We start from the raw sequence: 16,729 nt of genomic DNA, 5'->3' as shown, positions 1-16,729 counted from the left end.
ACCCCGTAACGTGCCGGAGTCCCTTCAACGCCCTTGTGCGGCACCGTCGTTGCCGCACACCGAGGCGAGGAGAGGACGAGCACCATGAGGCAGAGGCCGACGGGAAGAGCGGGCTGGGCGGCGGCACTGACGGCGCTGCTGATGACGGCGGGACTGTGCGCGAGCGCACCGGCCGCGTCGGCGGCGCCCACGCCCCGCCCCGACTTCCGGCTGCCGTTCCCCTGCGGACAGACCTGGCAGTTGCAGACGTACCTGGGCCACGACCCCGACGACAAGAAGCTCGACATGTACCACGTCGACGGCGCGACCCTGGGCGCCACCGTCACCGCGTCCGCCGCCGGCACGGTCACCGAGTTCTTCGAACCCGGCGGCATCGAGATCAACCACGGGGGCGGCTGGTTCAGCGTCTACCTGCACATGGACCGCGTCGACGTCCACCTCGGCCAGCAGGTCGCCTCGGGCGCACCGCTCGGACGGCTGGGACTGGTCGGCACGGAGGAGGCCCATCTCCACTACGAGCAGCTCTACGACACCAACGGCGACAACGACGGCGAGACGGACGAGATGGTCCACCCGGTGCTCCAGGGCACCGAGTACCGGCTCAGCCCCGACGGCCCGTTCCCCCGCGTCACCAGCACCAACGCCTGCGGCGGGGGCGGCCAGCCGGCCACCAGGTACTGGGTGGACACCCTCGCCGACGCCACCGGCTATCCCGACGCCGACTGCACGCACGACAGCACGACGCGCTGCACCGCTCAGGGCACCCTGCGCAAGGGCACCAACTACGTCCTGTGCAGGAAGTGGGGCGACGAGGTACGGGTCGGCGCCGCCTACAACCACTGGTGGCTGCTGACCGACCTCGACGAGGTGACACCGGGCGGCCGGGGCCGCGCGTACGTCTCCGCCTACTACCTCGACCGGTGGGGCAACGACGAGGCGAAGGACAACGACGGCCGGGACATCCCCGCGTGCACCTGATCCGCCCGGACCAGGTGCATCGAGGCCTCAGCGGCAGGTGGGCAGGACGGGCCGGTCCTTCGTGCGCACGGCGGGGAACCACGCGGTGGCGTCGGCCGCACCGCCCGGCAGCCGGACGCGGTACCACACGGTGGAACGGGTACCGATCTCGTCGGTCACCGGCAGCCCCTGGGGCAACCGGCACTGCGCCGAGAGCACGTCCCCGTGCCAGACACGGGTGACCACCACATTGCTCACGGTGTACGGCTCCTTCGGGTCGATCGCCAGACCGAGACTGCACTGCTGGTCACGGTCGGCCGCGCGGGCCCGGCAGGTCGGCTCCACGTTGTACACCTTGATGGCGGCCGGGCCCGCGGTCTCGGAGACGTTCTCGGCATGGACGGGCTTGTCCCGTGTCGTGGCGCTGTCGTCCGCGACGTAGACCCATCCGGCGACCGCCGCCGCGCACAGGGCGGTCGCCGTCGCCGCGCCGACAACCACCCGCCGACGCCGCCGACCCCCGTGGGCACGCGCCGCGCCCGTACCCCCGTCAGGGGCTTCCGCACCGATGCGGGCCAGCAGGGCCTGCGCGGTGCACGCGGCCCGTGCCTCGTGGGTGGGGGCGAGGCAGTCCGTCGCCAGCTCGCGCCAGAACGACGGTACGGCGGGATCCAGCCGCAGCGGTGCCCGCCCGGCGGCGTACTCCTGCGCCGCCGCACCCCGCGCGGCCGGGGTCGCGCCGGGGAACGGCGAGGTGCCGCCGCCGAACACCTGATGGACCATGATCCCGAGCGCCCAGATGTCGGCGCTCGGCCGCGCCTGCACACCACGTTCGCCCAGCGGGGCCCTCCAGCGCTCGGGCGGCAGATAGTCGGGGGTGCCCAGCGGGGGCATCCACGCATGCGTGCCGTGGGTGCCGTCGAGTTCCGAGGCCAGTCCGAAATCCGACAGCCGGACCGAACCGTCCGCCATCAGGAGAACGTTGTCGGGCTTGAGATCGCCGTGCACCCAGCCCACCTCGTGCAGATGGGCCAGGCCCTCGCAAATCTGTGTCAGGATCCGCCCGGCCCGCCCGTCCGCCAACTCCCTCTCGTCCGCGAGGAGTTGGCGCAGACTGCGCTCGGCGCGCTCCATCACCAGCACGATCGCGCCGTCGAGTTCGGGGTGGTCCGGCTCGTCCAGTACGACCGAGTCGAGCACCCGGATCAACCGGGGATGCCGGGTCCGCCGCCCGAACTCGCGCTCGCGGTGGGCGCATTCGAGCAGCCCGCGCGCCTGCCGAGGGGCGAGTCCGGAGGTGGGCAGGAACTTCAGCGCGACGACATCCGGGTGCCCGTCCGGCGCCCGGCGCACGCTGCGGCCCTCGTAGACCCACCCCCAGCCCCCGTCCGCGATCGGCGCGACCACCTCCCAGTCGCCGACCCGGTAACCGGCCGGAACACGCTCCGTCTCGCCCCCACCGCTCACCGGCCCACCGCCTGGGCGCTGGTGCAGGAGACCGCCGAACGGGACGGCAGCAGCCCCAAGTGGGCCTCGCCCACCACCCCGAACCGCAGCGCGATGCCCACCAGCGCCTCGCGCTTGCCGTTGCGGCGGGCACCGCGCCCCACGTCACGCGACTCCGGCAGGACGATGCGCAGCTTCTCCTCGGCGAGGTAGTCGATGTGCGCGCTGACCCCGCGGGCGGTGAGGCGCGCGCACTGTGGAAGCTGCCGCAGGCGTTCGACGATCTCGGGCGTGGTCGGCACCGCGAGCGCCGACTCGTCGCGCAGCCGCGGCTCGCACAGCGCGACCAGGACCAGGAAGTACGTCGCGGTCTCGTCCAGCGAGTACGCCGTCAGGGTCTGTGTGCCACGCCGGCCGCCGGCCGCCCCCTGCGGGTCCAGGTAGACGTGGTCGGGGGCGAAGACCTGGAAACTCACCGGGTGGTCCCGCGTGGGCAGGACCACGCGCGCGAACTCGAAGGGAATGGGCGCCCCGAGACGGCGCGGCGGCACCCGCAGATACTCGCCCGCGCCCTCCGGGTTCTCCACCAGATAGCTCTGCGTGGCGCTGTGGTTGCTCAGCAGCCAGTGGTCCTCGCTCACCCGGATCTCCCCGGCCAGCCGCGACACCGCCGGATCGTCGAGCCGCAACTCCACGGTGACGGTGTCCGATCCGCGCCCGAACCGGGCGACCTCACCCGCGCCGAGCCGTAGCGTCAGCGGCGGTTCCTGCGGCACATGGATCAGTACGCCGCTCATCGTCCCCCGATTCCGGCAGAGTCTGCCTTTCGGGCTGTCTCTCTTCCGCACAAGGCAGGAACACGAGCGCTGGTCAACGCGCACACCCCGTTTTACCTCGATTCCTTCCGGTCTTCCGCACGCGGGTCGAAAGGGGGCACACGGGCCCCATTCGTTAACACCGCTGAAGGAGTGCGGCGGTTGCATGCGCGAGGACTCTCGCACAAAGCTCTTCGCGCCGTGCGGCGGAGAGTGCGGGTTTGGCCGATATCCGTTACACCGATATCCGTTACGCCGATATCTGTTGCTCGCGACGGCGAACGAGTGCGGGGCGAACGCACCGTCGCGTTCGCCCCGCACTCGCACACACGCCGCCGCGGCGGCTCGGTCGTCAGCTGCCGACGAGCATCTGCCAGGTCTGCGGGCCGATTTGGCCGTCCACGCCGAGGCTGTGCGCGGACTGGAAGGCGCGGGCCGCGCTTTCGGTGCCGGAGCCGAAACTGCCGTCGACGGTCAGGCCGTAGCCGAACTTGTTCAGTTCCACCTGGGCGGCGCGGACAGCGTCGCCGGTGGAGCCGTTCTGGACCTGGACGATGAGGGCGGACCAGGTCTGCGGACCGATCTCCCCGTCGACACTCAGGCCGTTCGCGGACTGGAAGCTCTTGGTCGCGGCGAGGGTGGCGGGCCCGAACTGGCCGTCGGCCGTGATGGAGGCGCCGTGGTAGCGCAGCAGGTACTGCGCGGCCAGCACGTTGTTCCCGCTGTCGCCGTCGATGACGTTCGGCCAGGGCGGGGCCACGGTGCTGCCGCCCGAGGCGCCGCTTCCGGTGCCGACGAGCATCTGCCAGGTCTGCGGGCCGACTTGGCCGTCCACGCCGAGGCTGTGCGCGGACTGGAAGGCGCGGGCCGCGGTCTCGGTGCCGGAGCCGAAGCTGCCGTCGACGGTGAGGTTGTAGCCGAACCGGTTCAGCTCCACTTGCGCGGCGCGGACGGCGTCGCCGGTGGAGCCGTTCTGGACCTGGACGATGAGGGCGGACCAGGTCTGCGGGCCGATCTGGCCGTCCACGCTGAGGTTGTTCGCGGACTGGAAGCTCTTGGTCGCGGCGAGGGTGCCCGCGCCGAACTGGCCGTCCGCGGTGATGGAGGCGCCGTGGTAGCGCAGCAGGTACTGCGCCGCCTGCACGCTGGGCCCCGACATGCCGTCGGTGATGTTCGGCCAGGACGGCAGGATGACACCGGTACCGCCGGTGCCCGAGCCGCCCCACTGGCCGTAGTCGCTGGCCATGGCCTGGTCGAGGTCCGCGTCGTGCCCGGCGACCGTGATGTCGTTCTGGACCTGGCGCAACTGCGCGCGGCTGTCCCAGTTCCCGCTGGACCACGCGTACGTCTGCCAGCCCCAGGCTATTTTCCCGTTGTCGAAGAGCTCCTTGATCACGTGGTAGCCGCCGTACGCACCGGTCCGGGAGCGGCCGATCACCGAGGCGATGCCGTCGAAGTAGGAGTTGAGCGCGGAGTACATGGAGGACTGGAGGTCGAAGTCGACGCTGAAGTAGATCGGGCGCGACGACGGCATCCCGTTGGCCAGTGCCTGCCGCTGTGCCTCGGTGGCGTGCCCGACGCCCTGGGAGTAGGGGTCGGAGGGGACGCTGCTCTGCCAGGACTGGAGCCCGTCGGACTCCCAGTTGGAGACGATGCCCAGATCCGCGGCGGTCAGGGCCTGGGCCTCGGACAGGGTCAGGACCTTCGAGTTCGGCAGCCAGCTGAGGTAGCGGCACACGAAGCCGTAGCCCGCCGCGGCGACCGAGGCGGCGGTGAGCGACGCGTCGGAGTAGTCGATCCCGTAGCCCGTCGTCGCGGTCGCCGCCGACGCCGACTGGGCGAATCCGATGCCGGTCGCGGTGGCCACCGTCGCGCCGGCGGCGAGCGTCAGCAGCTTGCGTCGGGACAGGCGACGGTCGGGGTCAAACAGGTTCATGACATGTTCCGATCTTTGACGTCTGGGTACGGTGAGCCGAGCGGGAGCCGTCGGGCGACACGGCATTCCAGTCCTGCCGCGACCAACTGTCCAGCGCTTGGGCGGTGTTGGTCGCAGCAGCACTGGAGGTGATCTTCGGCCCCCGCTCCGGCCCGCGTCCACAGCGGCCGGGGAACTGCTGTCATCGCGGGACGGGACAGCCACTGACCTGCTGCGATCCGCAGCCGCGTGACGGTTGGGCGGGACGGTTCCGACGGGGTGGGACACCGTGCCCGGACGTCGAAGACCGGAACACGCCGGACGCGGAGATGGCGGAGAGCAGCGCCTAGGCGCTGCTCTCCGCCATCTCCGGGACGATCCGACCCGACAACAGGATCAGGCCGCGACGAGCTCCTGCTCACGGTCCGGCGTCTTCGCGTCCGCCGTCACCTTGGGCTTCTTGTTCGGCAGTGAGAGGCGGAAGACCTTGTGCCACGCCGAGAACACCTGCTTGGGCAGCGGCCCGCTGACGTACTCCAGCTCGTACTTCTCGAACAGTGCGCGCACCTTCACCGCGACCTCGGCGTACCGGTTGCTCGGCAGGTCCGGGAAGAGGTGGTGCTCGATCTGGTGCGAGAGGTTGCCGGTCATGAAGTGCATGGCCTTGCTGCCGCTGATGTTCGCCGAGCCCATCATCTGGCGCAGATACCACTGGCCGCGCGTCTCGCCCTTGATCGACCGCCGCTCGAAGACCTGCACGCCCTCGGGGAAGTGCCCGCACATGATCACCGAGTGGGACCAGAGGTTGCGGACCAGGTTCGCGGTGAACGTGGCGGCGAGCGTGGGCAGGAAGGAGGGGCCCGACAGCAGCGGGTGGATCACGTAGTCCTTGAGGACCTGCTTGCGGATCTTGCGGCCCACGGCCCTGGCCCGCGCCCGGAACTCCGGGTTCTTGCGGCGGCGCTTGTGCAGGTTCTTGCCGAGCTCCAGGTCGTAGGCCGCGATGCCGTACTCGAAGAAGCACGCGTTGATGAAGTTCCACAGCGGCTGGCCGAGGTGGAACGGGTACCACTTCTGGTCCTCGTCGACGCGCATGATGCCGTAGCCGAGGTCGTTGTCCTTGCCGATCACGTTGGTGTACGTGTGGTGCAGCTCGTTGTGCGAGTGCTTCCACTGGTCGGACGGCGAGACGTGGTCCCACTCCCATGTGGTGGAGTGGATCTTCGGGTCGCGCATCCAGTCCCACTGGCCGTGCAGGATGTTGTGGCCGATCTCCATGTTGTCCATGATCTTCGCCACGGACAGCCCGGCGGTGCCGAGCACCCACGCGGGCGGGAACAGCGAGAACAACAGCACGCCCCGGCTGGCCAGTTCGAGCTTGCGCTGCGCCGCGACGACCTTGCGGATGTAGGCGGCGTCCTTCTCACCACGGCTGGCGATCACCTCGTCGCGGATCGCGTCCAGCTCGCGGCCGAGCTCCTCGATCTGCTCCGCGGTCAGGTGGGCGGTGGGGTCGATGGCGGTCAAGGTGTTCCTACCGTTCGATGTCGCAGGGGCCCGCCGCGGCGGACACACAGGTCTGGATGAGGACGCCCGGCTCGGCCTCGGTGATCTCGCCGGTGCGCAGGTCGCGGACGGCGCCCGCCTTGAGCGGAGTGACACAGCCGAAGCAGATGCCCATACGGCACCCGGAGGGCATGAGCACCCCGGCTTCCTCGCCGACGTCCAGCAACGGCGTGGCCCCGTCCGCCTCGACGGTCCTGCCGGTCGTGCTGAACGTGACCTCGCCGCCGCCGTCCCCGGTGACGACGATGGCGGGGCGGAAGCGCTCGGTGTGCAGGAGCTCCCGCACGCCGTGCTCGCTCCAGTGCTCCTCGGCGGCGTCGAGCAGCCCCGCGGGCCCGCAGGCCCAGGTCTCGCGCTCGGCCCAGTCGGGCACGAGTTCGCCGAGCCGGGCGATGTCGAGGACACCGTCCGTGTCGGTGTGCACCTCGATGAGCCGCAGCTTCTGGTCCGCGACCAGATCGTGCAGTTCGGTACGGAAGATCACGTCGTCCGGCTGCGGCGCGGAGTGGACCATGACGACGTCGTCGAACCCGGTGTCGCGCAGCATCCCCATCGCGGGCGTGATGCCGCTGCCGGCCGTCAGATAGAGCACCTTGGCGGGCTTGGCCGGCGGCAGCACGAAGTCACCGGTCGCCTGGTCGAGGTGGATCAGCGTGCCCGGTCTCGCCCGGCGGACCAGGTGGTTGCTGACCTTGCCGTCCGGGATCGCCTTCACGGTGATCGTGACCCGGCCGTCCGGGCGGTTCGTCGGCGAGGTGATGGAGTAGGCACGCCACAGCCGCACCCCGTCGACGTCGACCCCGATCCGCACGTACTGACCGGCGGTGTGGCCGCGCCAGCCCCGCCCCGGTCTGATCACGATGGTCGCCGCGTCACCCGTCTCCGGACGCACGGCCTCGATGCGCCCACGCAGGTCGGCGCCCGCGCGCAGCGGGCTGACCAGGTCGAGGTAGTCCGAGGGCAGCAACGGCGTCGTGACCATCTCCAGCAGCTTCCACGCCCTGCTGCGGAGGGCAGTACTCGTCATGACTCCAGCTTGCTGCGTCCCAGGGCGTAAAGTCCTGACCGTAAGACGTGAATCTGGTCGCTCGAATTGTTCGCGGGGAACAAAAACGTGAGTCATGCCATCCAGAGGGCCAGCGAACTGGCCCTGGACGAGACGACGGTCACAGCACTTCGGGGCGCGCTGAAGACCACCGCCGACGAGGTCGTGCAGGCGATCATCGACGAGGTCCCGCCCTACGCCAACGCCCTCTCGGGCCACATGGGCGCCACCATCCGCCGGGCTGTCCGTACCGCCCTGGGGCACTACCTGGACCTCGCGAGCGGGAAGGCAACCGGCGGCGACGCCGGTGACGCGGCCTACGAACTGGGCCGCGGCGAGGTCCGCGACGGCCGGACGATGGACGCCCTGCTCGGCGCCTACCGCGTCGGCGCCCGCGTGGCCTGGCGATGCCTGGCGGCGGGCGCCGTACCCGCGGGGCTGCCCGCCGCCGAGGTCGCCAAGTTCGCCGAGCTGACCTTCGCCTACATCGACGAGCTCTCCGCCGCGAGCGCCGCGGGCCACGCCGACGAACTGGCCGCCCGGGGCCGCGCCCACGAACGCCACCTGGAGCACCTGGCCCGCGATCTCCTCGCCGGTGCGAGCCCGGACGTGCTACTGGTCTCCGGCCAACGGGCCGGTTGGCAGCCCCCGGTCTCGCTCACCGCGGTCCTGCTGCCCGCCGCCCAGGCCAGGCCCGCGTACCGCACACTCGACCCGAGCACCCTCGTCCTCGACGATCTGCCGGACGCCACCGGTGTGCTGCTCGTCCCGGACGCCGACCGGTCACACCTCCTGCGGCAGCTGACCGACCGCACCGCCGTGGTCGGCCCGGCCCGGCCGTGGACCCGTGCGTCCGCCTCGTACGCACGAGCCGTCCGCGCCCGGTCCCTCTCCTCCGACATCCGCGACACCGAGGACCACCTGCCCGCGCTGGTGCTGAGCGCCGACACGGACGCCTTCGCCGACCTGCGGGCCCGAGCCCTCGCACCGCTGCGGACCCTGCCCGCCGCGACCGCGCGGCGCCTGGAGGAGACACTGCGGGCGTGGCTGCTGCACCAGGGCAGACGGGACGAGGTGGCGGCGGCACTGTTCGTCCACCCCCAGACGGTCCGGTACCGGATGTCACAGCTGCGCGAGTTGTTCCCGGACCTCTCCTCGCCGCAACGGGTCCTAGAACTGACGCTGGCGGTCGGCCTCCGGGTCGGCTGACACGTACGCCGACCGTCTACGACCGACCGCATGAGCGTTGATCAACCGGAAGCGGCTCGATACATCACGCGGATGGTTCTAGAGGAGAGGTCGGCAGCAACCCGAGGCGTCCCAGGGCCCGTTGCGTGGCTTGCAGCACCTCGTCCGGAGGCCGTTCGTCCGCTCGGTCGATCATGACGAGACCCCAGCCCTTCCGCCGGACCGCGTCAAGCGTCACCGCGCGCTCGCGTCGCAGGTACGTCACCGCCGAGGCGAGGTCGGCGACAGGAGGAGTGACCTCGTAGGCGGCCAGTTTCCCGATGAACCAGTCCAACCACTGCTCGCCTTCCCGAGTCACGGCCCGGGACAGCGCGGCCCCGGCGTCGCCGTCGAGGAAGACCATGACCGGGTGGACCCGCGCGAGGACCTCGGTGAGGTCGGTCATGAAGGCGTCGATGGCGGCCTCACCGTGCCCCATGGCCAGCAGCGTCGGCACGAACGGCATCAGCGCGTCCGCGACCACCACGTCGTCGCCGTTCGCCACGACCGCGTCGACGAACCTCGCCGTCGACGCGATCAGTGTGGCCGACGCGACCGTGCCCGTCGTCTCGAACTCCTCTACCACCGAGGCGAACTGAGGGCGGGTCAGGATCTCCTCCTCGCGGAAGTGATCCACCCGCAGCCCCATGTCGGCCAGCCGTCGGGACAGACCGGCGCACAGCGTCGACTTGCCCACCCCGGGAGATGCTCCCCACACCGTGATCAGAACCGTCATGGCTGGCGAGCCTAGGATCCGCAGCCACGACAGCCAAAGACCGACGACGAACTCCCGCGCCCGGCTCGGAACCGCAGGACCACGCTCTGCGGCGGGAGGACTACGGGCGCGGCACGATCAGCGGGCCAGCCGGTTGAGGGCGCCGGCCGCGATGCCCGCCATGTAGCCGGCGTCGTCGCTGGGCTGACCGGTCAGTTCGACGATGCCGACCTTCTGGTTGCTACGGATCACCGCGACCCCGCCGGCCACCTTGCCGTCGCCGTTGTAGGACGAGTACCAAGTGCCCGCGCCCGCCTTGACGGTGATCGTGTGCGCCTTGCCGTAGTACCAGTGCCCCGCCGGTTCGTCCTGGCAGTCGCGCACCACGGCGTTGAGCTGCTTCTCGTACGTCGTCGCCGATGCGGCGGTGGAACCCTCGGCGGCGGACTCGGTCAGCGAGGTGCCGTCGCTGTCGAACCGCCAGGCCACGTCGGCATACGCGGCGGCCTTCCCCTTGGTCAGCGCTCGCATCGTCTGCTCGCCGGAGCACGCCGAGAGAGCCTGCTTCCCGGTCAGGTCCACGGTCGCGGAGACCGGCGTCAGGCCCTGCTGGAAGAAGTCCTCGCTCTGCATCAGGTTGCCGGAGCCGAGACCGGGCTCGGCGGAGGCGGCGGTGGACACGGCGGCCGACCGGTTCGGCGCACCGGTGCCCGCGTGGGCGGCGGCGGGCTGCGTGCCGATGACGATCGCGACCAGGGCGGTGCCGGTGGCGGCAGCCACTCCCGTGCCACGACCGCGACGCGCGGACTTCTCGCCGACTGCTCCGTGCTCGAACATCTCATCTCCTGTCTGTGGGCGACGCCGTTCGCGTCGTCGTACATCTGGGAGATGCCGCAGGTCCGCGAGATGTTGGATGCCGGACGGGCCCATTTGATGTGAGCCACGTCACATCCGTCGTGGGTGCGGGTGGGCTCAGAGCCGGGTGACCGCCGTACGGACGAGCCGCGTCATCGCGGCCGTGTCGAGGCAGGCGTCGACCTCCAGGACCCCGTAGTGAGAGCCGCTGCGGAGCACGGCGATGCCTCCGCACGACTCCCTGCCCCGTGGGGCGCTCCCCGTCGTGTTCAGGTCGCCCGCGTAGGAACCCAGCCAGCTCGCGCTGATGCCCGGAGCGACATCGATCGTGTGCGTCGGGCCGTAGACCCAGTGACCGACCGGCTCCGTCTGGCAGGCCGCTTCCTCCAGCACCAGGCGCTGCGCGAAGTTCCGCGCCAGTGCGGGGCTTTCGGCGTCGGCGACGACCTCCCGCGCGACCTGATCCTTGATGTTCACCGCCAGCGTGGGGTCGGTGTCGTCCGTCTTCTCCGAGGTCACCAGCCCGCGGAAGTGCGCGCCGGGACCTCCCAGGGTCTCGCCGAGGGTCTTCTCCCCGGCGCAGGCCGCGTTGGCGTATCTGCCGTCCCCGACCCGGTCGCGCGTGTAGATGCGCGCGGAGAAGCCGACCTTGCCGAACTCGGCCGCTGTCAGCAGGTTCCGGTCCGTCACGGCTCCGCCGACGGGCTTCGGCGTCGACGAGCGGAGACCTGTCGAGGACGCGGTGGCGCCCGGCGCCAGTGACGGGGTGGCCGAGGCGGAACGGTCGGGCAGGACGAACCAACCGGTCAGCACGCCAAGGGCGATGGCCGTCGTCAGGATGAGGACGATCGTGCGCGTTCGCACCGCGATGCCTCAGCAGCCGCCGTCGAGGCGGTCGCGCATGAAGCGACGAGCCTGATGGATGCGGTCCTTGACCGTCCCCAGGGGAGCGTCGGTGATCTCGGCGACCTGCACATAGGTGAGGTCTCCCAGATCGCGCAGCACGAAGGACTCCACCAGCGCCGGATGCCGCCGCTCCAGCGCGGCCAGCGACTCCATCAGGTCCAGGCGGGTCCCCGCGATGACACTCGTCGTCCGAGGGTCGAGGCCCTCGGGCAGGACCGCGTGACTGTCCTCCGCGCGTCGGCGCATCGAGCGGTACGTGGACCTGGCGGCGTTCGACGCGATGACCGTCACCCATCCGAGGAACGAGCCTCGCCCGCTGTACTCGTGCAGATGGGTGCTGATCGACAACAGGGCGTCCTGCGCGGCCTCTTCGGCGTCGGCGTGGTGCGGAAGGAACCTGGAGCAGCGGCGCATGACCGTGGGCCCGAGCCTGACGAGAAGACGGTCCAGGGCCGCTGTGTCGCCTGCCTGGGCGGATGCCACGAGCCGCGTCAGCTCATCCTCTTCGAACACCCTGCTGTTCCCCGTTCGCGTCTGGTCCCCGATGCCGTCCGGCCGCCCTGTGGTCACCGGCCCCAGCGCCTCGGGCAGAATTCGCCGCATGCAGCAGCTAGGTCGTTACGTCCTTGAGGACAGACTGGGAGCCGGTTCGTTCGCGACCGTCTGGAAAGCATACGATCCGGAACTCGACACCGATGTCGCCGTCAAGGTGCTGGCCGACAACTGGGCGTCCAACGCCGATGTGCGACAACGTTTTCTGACGGAGGCGAGGCTGCTCCGCAAGATCTCTGACCCGCGTGTCGTACGGGTCCACGACGTCGGCGTCCAGGACGACCGGCCGTACTTCGTCATGGACTACGTCCGGGGCGGCACGCTGGCCGAGAAGGTGGGCCACTGCGAACCCGCGGAGGCACTCCGGCTGGCGGCCGAGGCCGGGTACGCCGTGCAGGTGCTCCATGACTCAGGCGTCGTCCACCGCGACATCAAGCCGTCGAACCTCCTGCTCGACACGGCCGGCACACCTGCCGCGGTCCGTGTCGCGGACCTCGGCAGCGCGAAGCAACTGGCCGACGCGTCCGGGCTGACCGTGACCACGGGCACTCCCGCGTACATGGCGCCCGAACAGGCCTTCCAGACCGGCGGGTTCGACGGCCGAGCCGACGTCTACGCCCTCGGTGTCGTCACCTACGAACTGCTGACCGGCCGCAAGCCGTTCGGTTCCGGCGGTCGCGCCACCCTCTTGATGGCGCCGACATCGCCGGCGACACTGCCGACCCTTCCCGGAGAGCTGGGAGTCCCGAACGGTATCGACGCGCTGCTCAGCGCCGCGTTGTCCGTGGACCCCGAGGACCGACCGCCGACCGCGCAGGCGTTCGCCGACGCGTTGTCGTCCTCAGAGGGAGAGGAGGAGCGGGTGCCGGCCAGGTCCCCTAGGCCGACCCACCTTCAGGTCTGGCTCGCCGCGGTCGCCCTGTTCCTGGTGGCAACTGCCCTGACCTGGCTGGCTCGCTGACCGTCGAGGACCGTTGCCAGGTCAGTGCTGATAAGGCTGCTGCTGCGGCTGCTGTCCGTACGGCTGGCTGTGCGCGCCCTGCGCCTGCAACTGCTCGGCCTGCTCCTTCGTGATCTTCTGCTCCGCGCCGCAGAAGGTGCACTGCGTCGCGTACTTCGTCGAGAAGGGGAACAGCGGAACGAAGAACAGCGTGAACTTGGTGACGCGCTTCCTGAGCGTGTGCGCGGCGGGATTCCCGCAGTTGGCGCACACCAGCGTCAGTATCGCGAGCTGGTACAGGTACCCCTTGGTGCCGAAAATGATCATGTCGTGTCTCTCCCGGGACGGCGCCGCCCTGCTCGGTGCGGGCAGGCGGCGAATGCGGTAACGGCACACAGTCTCGTACACGGGGACGAGTGCGGGGGACGGCAGGGGCGCCCGCATGTTCCTCCTTCACGACGAACACCCTCCGTCCGGCGTCGCGGTGTCCTCGATCGTGACCGTGGTGTCGTGCTCCACGAGGCGTCGTACGACGGCTCGTTCGTCGGGGGTGTTGTTGGGCTGGTGGAGGGTCAGGGCCAGGGAGCCGTCGCCGAGCCGGAAGACCATGCCGTGGCCGCCGTCCGTCGGCCACAACGCCTGCTCGTCCTGTGTCCACGGTCCGGTGATCCGCCCCGAGGCGGAGTGGGCGAGGCCCATCGCGTAGCCCTGGTCACCGTGGCTGGACCAGAGCATGAGGAGATGGCCGCTGCGCAGGCGGAAGAGGAACGGCCCGTCCGTGACGTGGGCGGGGAACCTCCGGGACACCCCGGGGAGTGGCCTGGCCCAGGGGGCGTCCGAGGCGTTGAAGAGGAAGACGGGGGTTCCGGTCGTGTGCCGGAGGTCGGCACTGAGGCGCTGCGCGTGGATCGCGCCGTCATGGATCTGGGTCCACTCGTGGCAGTACACGATCCAGGGCGCACCCGACTCGTCGAGGTGCAGAGTTCCGTCGAGGCACTGCCACTTGCGTGGTGTGACCGCGCCCTCGCTCCAGGGGCTGAACGGTCCCTGGGGTGTGTCGCCCACGAGGATCTGGGTCCCGCGGTAGCCGTCCGGAGCGGTGAAGGTGGCGAACATGTACCAGCGGTCCTGGTACGCGTGCACCTCCGGGGCCCAGAAGGAGCCCTCGCTCCAGAACCCGGCGGGCGGCCTGAAGGCGGCGAACGGGCCCTCCCAGTGCAGGAGATCGGTACTGCGATAGGTGTCGAACCCGATGCCGGGGCCGTCCCAGATGTTGGGGTCGGTACTGCCGTAGAGGTGATAGGTGGCGGTGCGGCGGTCGTGCAGGACGAAGGGGTCGCGGATCTGGATCCGGTCGAGTGTCAGACCCTGCCGCACGGGTTCGGGGTCCTCGCTCCCGCCCGTCGTGGTCGGCTCGTCGCCGGTGACGAGCCGGCCGTCGTTCACCGCCCGGACCAGGCCGTCCACCAGCGGCTGCGAGATCCTGCCCTCGCTGAGCCCGACGAGCCGGTTCAGGGAGAACACCCGGGCCGGGCCCAGCTGGGAGACGTCCTGGCCCAGCCGGGTGAGCAGTTCCCGGATCAGCGGGCCGCCGGCCGGGTCCGCCAGCCAGTCGCCCAGCGTGCTCCGGCCGGTCAGTGCTGTGGTCATGCGCGGTTCCTTGTCATGAGGTGTGGATGGGCCCGGCTCACGGCCACGGCGTGAAGCCCTCGTGCCGTACCGTCCAGCCCTCCGCGGGGAAGCCGGGACACGCGCCGTCCGCCCCGTCCCAGCCGGCGGCCATGAGCGAGACCGCCGCGAGGAGGGCGCCGTTGGAGGGCAGGTAGACCGGCAGGAGGCTGCCGATCTGGGGCGTGTGGCCGGTGGGGAGGTAGTGGTTCTTCGGTGTGTCCATGAGCAGCGCGTCCACCGCGAGGTCGGGGCGGCCGACGCGGGTCGCGGTCATCGCCAGCACGGGGAAGTCCCAGCCCCAGGCGCTGTGCCACTCCCAGTCCTTCAGCACGTCCTGGAGCGTCGCGGCCATGACTGTCGGGTCGACGAGCGGGGTGTCGGGTACGACGCCGAGCGCGCACAGGAGCGCGGGGTGGTCGTCGCGCTTCAGATACGGCTCGGTGGCGACGGCGGTGTAGCGGCCGTCGCGCCGATGGGGGAGGGCCAGCCCGTCCTGGACGCGCTGCCACTGCTTGTCCCGCTCACGGCCGGTGCGCTCGCGCCAGCGCTGGGCGATCTCCAACCCCCACCACCAGTAGGCGAGTTCGAAGGTGGGGTCCTCGGTGGCCGTCGCGTCGTAGAACTCCTGGGCGGGGAGCAGCGGGGCCGGCAGGTGGTAGGTCCCGTCGCGTTCCTCGACGAAGGAGGCCATGAACGCGGCGGTGTCCTCGACGAGTTCGGCGAAACGCGCCACCAGGTCGCCGTCCGGGCGGCTGCGGTGCAGCAGTTCGAGGAGGTAGAGGGGGTGGGGCTGCTGCCAGATGAGGAACACCCCGATGTCGGAAGGGCTTTCGCGGCCGTCCGGACCGGTCTGCTTGGGCCAGCGCGCCCCGTCGTAGCGCTGGCGGCGTGCGGTGGCGCGGGCCTCGGGGAGGACGGAGAGGTACCAGTCCAGGCCGCGTTCGAGGAGTTCGGGGCGGCCCCAGGCGGCGAAGTGGGCCGCGTGCCACCAGTGCATCTCCAAGTGGTGCTTGCCGTGCCAGGAGTTGGTGATCAGGCCGGTCTCCTGCGGGGGCAGGGTCCCGGAGCAGTTGACCGCCGTGAGGTACTGCGAGAGCACCACCCGCCGCTCCAGCTCGACGGCCCGCGGATCGGTGCTGCCGGTGAGGTCGACGGCCGCGCCGGAGGTCCAGAAGTCCTCCCACCAGGTGGCCGAGGCCGCCGCGAGAGACGCGAAGTCACCGCCGGGAGAGGGGAGTTCGTCCTTGTCAGCGAAGGATGCGACGAGTTCGAGCGTGTCCGAGTCCGTGGTCAGCAGGTACTCGTGCGGGTTCCCCGTGGGGCGTACGGCACCTGCCGACCAGGTGAGCCGCACGGTGTACGTGGTGGCGTCGAGGGTCCGGCGCAGGAGGCACCCGGTGTCGGTGACCTGGTCGAGGTCGGTGCGATGGCGCTCCGGTGACGTCCAGTCGCTCGTGCCGAAGAAGCCGTCGCTCGCGTAGGGGAAGCGGATCACGACACCGGCCAGGCCGTTGGCGAGCAGTTCGGATTCGACGCGGAAGGCGACGCGGCTCCCGTGCGGGTCGGCGACCGTGGTGACCGCCGTCTCGTGGTCGGCGTAGGTGAAGCGGCTGCTGATCGTCGCGGTCCACAGGTCGAGGCACTGTTCGGTGTCCCGCAGGGCTTCGGGGCCGCTCTCGGGCTCGGCGTCGGGGGCGGGGCGCAGCAGGAGGCCGATACGGCCGAGGTCGAGCCGTTGCGGGTTGGCGCTGAGCCAGGCTCCGGGCCTCATCTCCTCGGGCAGGTCGCCGCCCATCATGGCGGCGATCCCGAACCTGTCGGGGTAACTCACCGTCCCCCGCGCGGTGTTGTGCTCGGACATGGCGTCCGGGAGGGTGTACCCCTCGGAGTTGGGCATGGCGTGCCAGCCCCAGGTGCTCATGGTCGCGGTGTGCACGGCGAGCCGACGTTCCGCCATCGCGGCACTCTGGTCGTGGTACCCGGGGAACGACTGCATGCCGGTGATGTCGCACGAATAGGCGAAGTCGCCGTTGCCGACGGTGAGGACATGGGCGGGCTCGGGCTCGGTCAGACGGACGGTGTGTCGGCGGACCAACGTTTTCCTGTCGATCACTGGATT

The 16,729-nt window shown here is 70.5% G+C and carries 15 protein-coding genes; 3 read left to right on the top strand and 12 right to left on the bottom strand.

The annotated features are described in order from the left end of the window. Window positions 1–84: 84 nt before the first annotated feature. Window positions 85–978, top strand: a complete 894-nt coding sequence (locus ACIQPR_RS21975) for a M23 family metallopeptidase (RefSeq protein WP_403650847.1) — start codon at window positions 85–87, stop codon at window positions 976–978. 27 nt (window positions 979–1,005) lie between these two features. Here the strand turns inward: ACIQPR_RS21975 and ACIQPR_RS21970 are convergent, their stop codons facing one another. From ACIQPR_RS21970 to ACIQPR_RS21950, 5 genes are all read right to left on the bottom strand, one after another. Continuing rightward, window positions 1,006–2,424, bottom strand: a complete 1,419-nt coding sequence (locus ACIQPR_RS21970; protein WP_403650845.1) for a serine/threonine-protein kinase — start codon at window positions 2,422–2,424, stop codon at window positions 1,006–1,008. Then, window positions 2,421–3,200, bottom strand: coding sequence for a serine/threonine protein kinase (locus tag ACIQPR_RS21965; protein ID WP_403650844.1), 780 nt, complete (start codon window positions 3,198–3,200; stop codon window positions 2,421–2,423). Before ACIQPR_RS21965 ends, ACIQPR_RS21970 begins: the two co-directional genes overlap by 4 nt. Window positions 3,201–3,570: 370 nt before the next feature. Further along, window positions 3,571–5,154, bottom strand: coding sequence for a peptidoglycan-binding protein (locus ACIQPR_RS21960; protein ID WP_403650842.1), 1,584 nt, complete (start codon window positions 5,152–5,154; stop codon window positions 3,571–3,573). A 375-nt stretch (window positions 5,155–5,529) separates the two neighbouring features. Beyond that, a complete protein-coding gene (locus ACIQPR_RS21955; protein ID WP_403650840.1) occupies window positions 5,530–6,660 on the bottom strand; it encodes a fatty acid desaturase family protein in 1,131 nt (376 codons plus the stop codon). Between the two features lie 7 nt (window positions 6,661–6,667). Next, window positions 6,668–7,726: a ferredoxin reductase gene (locus ACIQPR_RS21950; RefSeq protein WP_403650838.1), complete on the bottom strand. Its 1,059-nt coding sequence runs from the start codon at window positions 7,724–7,726 to the stop codon at window positions 6,668–6,670. 87 nt (window positions 7,727–7,813) lie between these two features. On the opposite strand from ACIQPR_RS21950, the gene ACIQPR_RS21945 reads away from it, so the two are divergent. After that, entirely contained in the window at window positions 7,814–8,953 is a 1,140-nt protein-coding gene (locus ACIQPR_RS21945; protein ID WP_403650837.1) for a PucR family transcriptional regulator, read from the top strand. A 64-nt stretch (window positions 8,954–9,017) separates the two neighbouring features. On the opposite strand, the gene ACIQPR_RS21940 is transcribed toward ACIQPR_RS21945, so the two are convergent. From ACIQPR_RS21940 to ACIQPR_RS21925, 4 genes are all read right to left on the bottom strand, one after another. After that, window positions 9,018–9,707 carry a hypothetical protein gene (locus tag ACIQPR_RS21940; RefSeq protein ID WP_403650835.1) on the bottom strand — a complete coding sequence of 230 codons (690 nt, stop codon included), beginning with the start codon at window positions 9,705–9,707 and terminating at the stop codon, window positions 9,018–9,020. A gap of 117 nt (window positions 9,708–9,824) precedes the next feature. After that, window positions 9,825–10,523 (bottom strand): hypothetical protein, encoded by a 699-nt coding sequence (locus tag ACIQPR_RS21935; protein ID WP_403650833.1) that lies wholly within the window; start codon window positions 10,521–10,523, stop codon window positions 9,825–9,827. Window positions 10,524–10,658: 135 nt separating this feature from the next. After that, window positions 10,659–11,405: a hypothetical protein gene (locus ACIQPR_RS21930; RefSeq protein WP_403650831.1), complete on the bottom strand. Its 747-nt coding sequence runs from the start codon at window positions 11,403–11,405 to the stop codon at window positions 10,659–10,661. A gap of 9 nt (window positions 11,406–11,414) precedes the next feature. Continuing rightward, complete coding sequence (locus ACIQPR_RS21925) at window positions 11,415–11,960, bottom strand: RNA polymerase sigma factor (protein ID WP_403650829.1); 546 nt, start codon at window positions 11,958–11,960, stop codon at window positions 11,415–11,417. Window positions 11,961–12,048: 88 nt separating this feature from the next. Here ACIQPR_RS21925 and ACIQPR_RS21920 point away from each other — a divergent pair, with 88 nt between their 5' ends. Beyond that, complete coding sequence (locus tag ACIQPR_RS21920; RefSeq protein ID WP_403650827.1) at window positions 12,049–12,960, top strand: serine/threonine-protein kinase; 912 nt, start codon at window positions 12,049–12,051, stop codon at window positions 12,958–12,960. 21 nt (window positions 12,961–12,981) lie between these two features. On the opposite strand, the gene ACIQPR_RS21915 is transcribed toward ACIQPR_RS21920, so the two are convergent. The 3 genes from ACIQPR_RS21915 to ACIQPR_RS21905 all read right to left on the bottom strand — a co-directional run bounded on the left by ACIQPR_RS21915 (window position 12,982) and on the right by ACIQPR_RS21905 (window position 16,723). Then, window positions 12,982–13,266, bottom strand: a complete 285-nt coding sequence (locus ACIQPR_RS21915; RefSeq protein ID WP_403650826.1) for a zinc-ribbon domain-containing protein — start codon at window positions 13,264–13,266, stop codon at window positions 12,982–12,984. 126 nt (window positions 13,267–13,392) lie between these two features. Further along, complete coding sequence (locus ACIQPR_RS21910) at window positions 13,393–14,589, bottom strand: glycoside hydrolase family 43 protein (RefSeq protein WP_403650824.1); 1,197 nt, start codon at window positions 14,587–14,589, stop codon at window positions 13,393–13,395. A 37-nt stretch (window positions 14,590–14,626) separates the two neighbouring features. Next, entirely contained in the window at window positions 14,627–16,723 is a 2,097-nt protein-coding gene (locus ACIQPR_RS21905) for a hypothetical protein (RefSeq protein ID WP_403650822.1), read from the bottom strand. Window positions 16,724–16,729: the final 6 nt, after the last annotated feature.

The sequence above is a fragment of the Streptomyces sp. NPDC091280 genome (assembly GCF_044768565.1).
In the GTDB taxonomy this organism is placed as follows: domain Bacteria; phylum Actinomycetota; class Actinomycetes; order Streptomycetales; family Streptomycetaceae; genus Streptomyces.
The sequence above is the reverse complement of the archived record's forward strand: the minus strand, read 5'-3'. Positions and strand labels throughout refer to the sequence as shown.

Coding starts and splice junctions, on each gene's coding strand:
- ACIQPR_RS21965 (WP_403650844.1), bottom strand. CDS start 3,200: ATGAGCGGCGTACTGATCCATGTGCCGCAGGAACCGCCGCTGACGCTA.
- ACIQPR_RS21915 (WP_403650826.1), bottom strand. CDS start 13,266: ATGATCATTTTCGGCACCAAGGGGTACCTGTACCAGCTCGCGATACTG.
- ACIQPR_RS21940 (WP_403650835.1), bottom strand. CDS start 9,707: ATGACGGTTCTGATCACGGTGTGGGGAGCATCTCCCGGGGTGGGCAAG.
- ACIQPR_RS21920 (WP_403650827.1), top strand. CDS start 12,049: ATGCAGCAGCTAGGTCGTTACGTCCTTGAGGACAGACTGGGAGCCGGT.
- ACIQPR_RS21935 (WP_403650833.1), bottom strand. CDS start 10,523: ATGTTCGAGCACGGAGCAGTCGGCGAGAAGTCCGCGCGTCGCGGTCGT.
- ACIQPR_RS21950 (WP_403650838.1), bottom strand. CDS start 7,726: ATGACGAGTACTGCCCTCCGCAGCAGGGCGTGGAAGCTGCTGGAGATG.
- ACIQPR_RS21960 (WP_403650842.1), bottom strand. CDS start 5,154: ATGAACCTGTTTGACCCCGACCGTCGCCTGTCCCGACGCAAGCTGCTG.
- ACIQPR_RS21910 (WP_403650824.1), bottom strand. CDS start 14,589: ATGACCACAGCACTGACCGGCCGGAGCACGCTGGGCGACTGGCTGGCG.
- ACIQPR_RS21975 (WP_403650847.1), top strand. CDS start 85: ATGAGGCAGAGGCCGACGGGAAGAGCGGGCTGGGCGGCGGCACTGACG.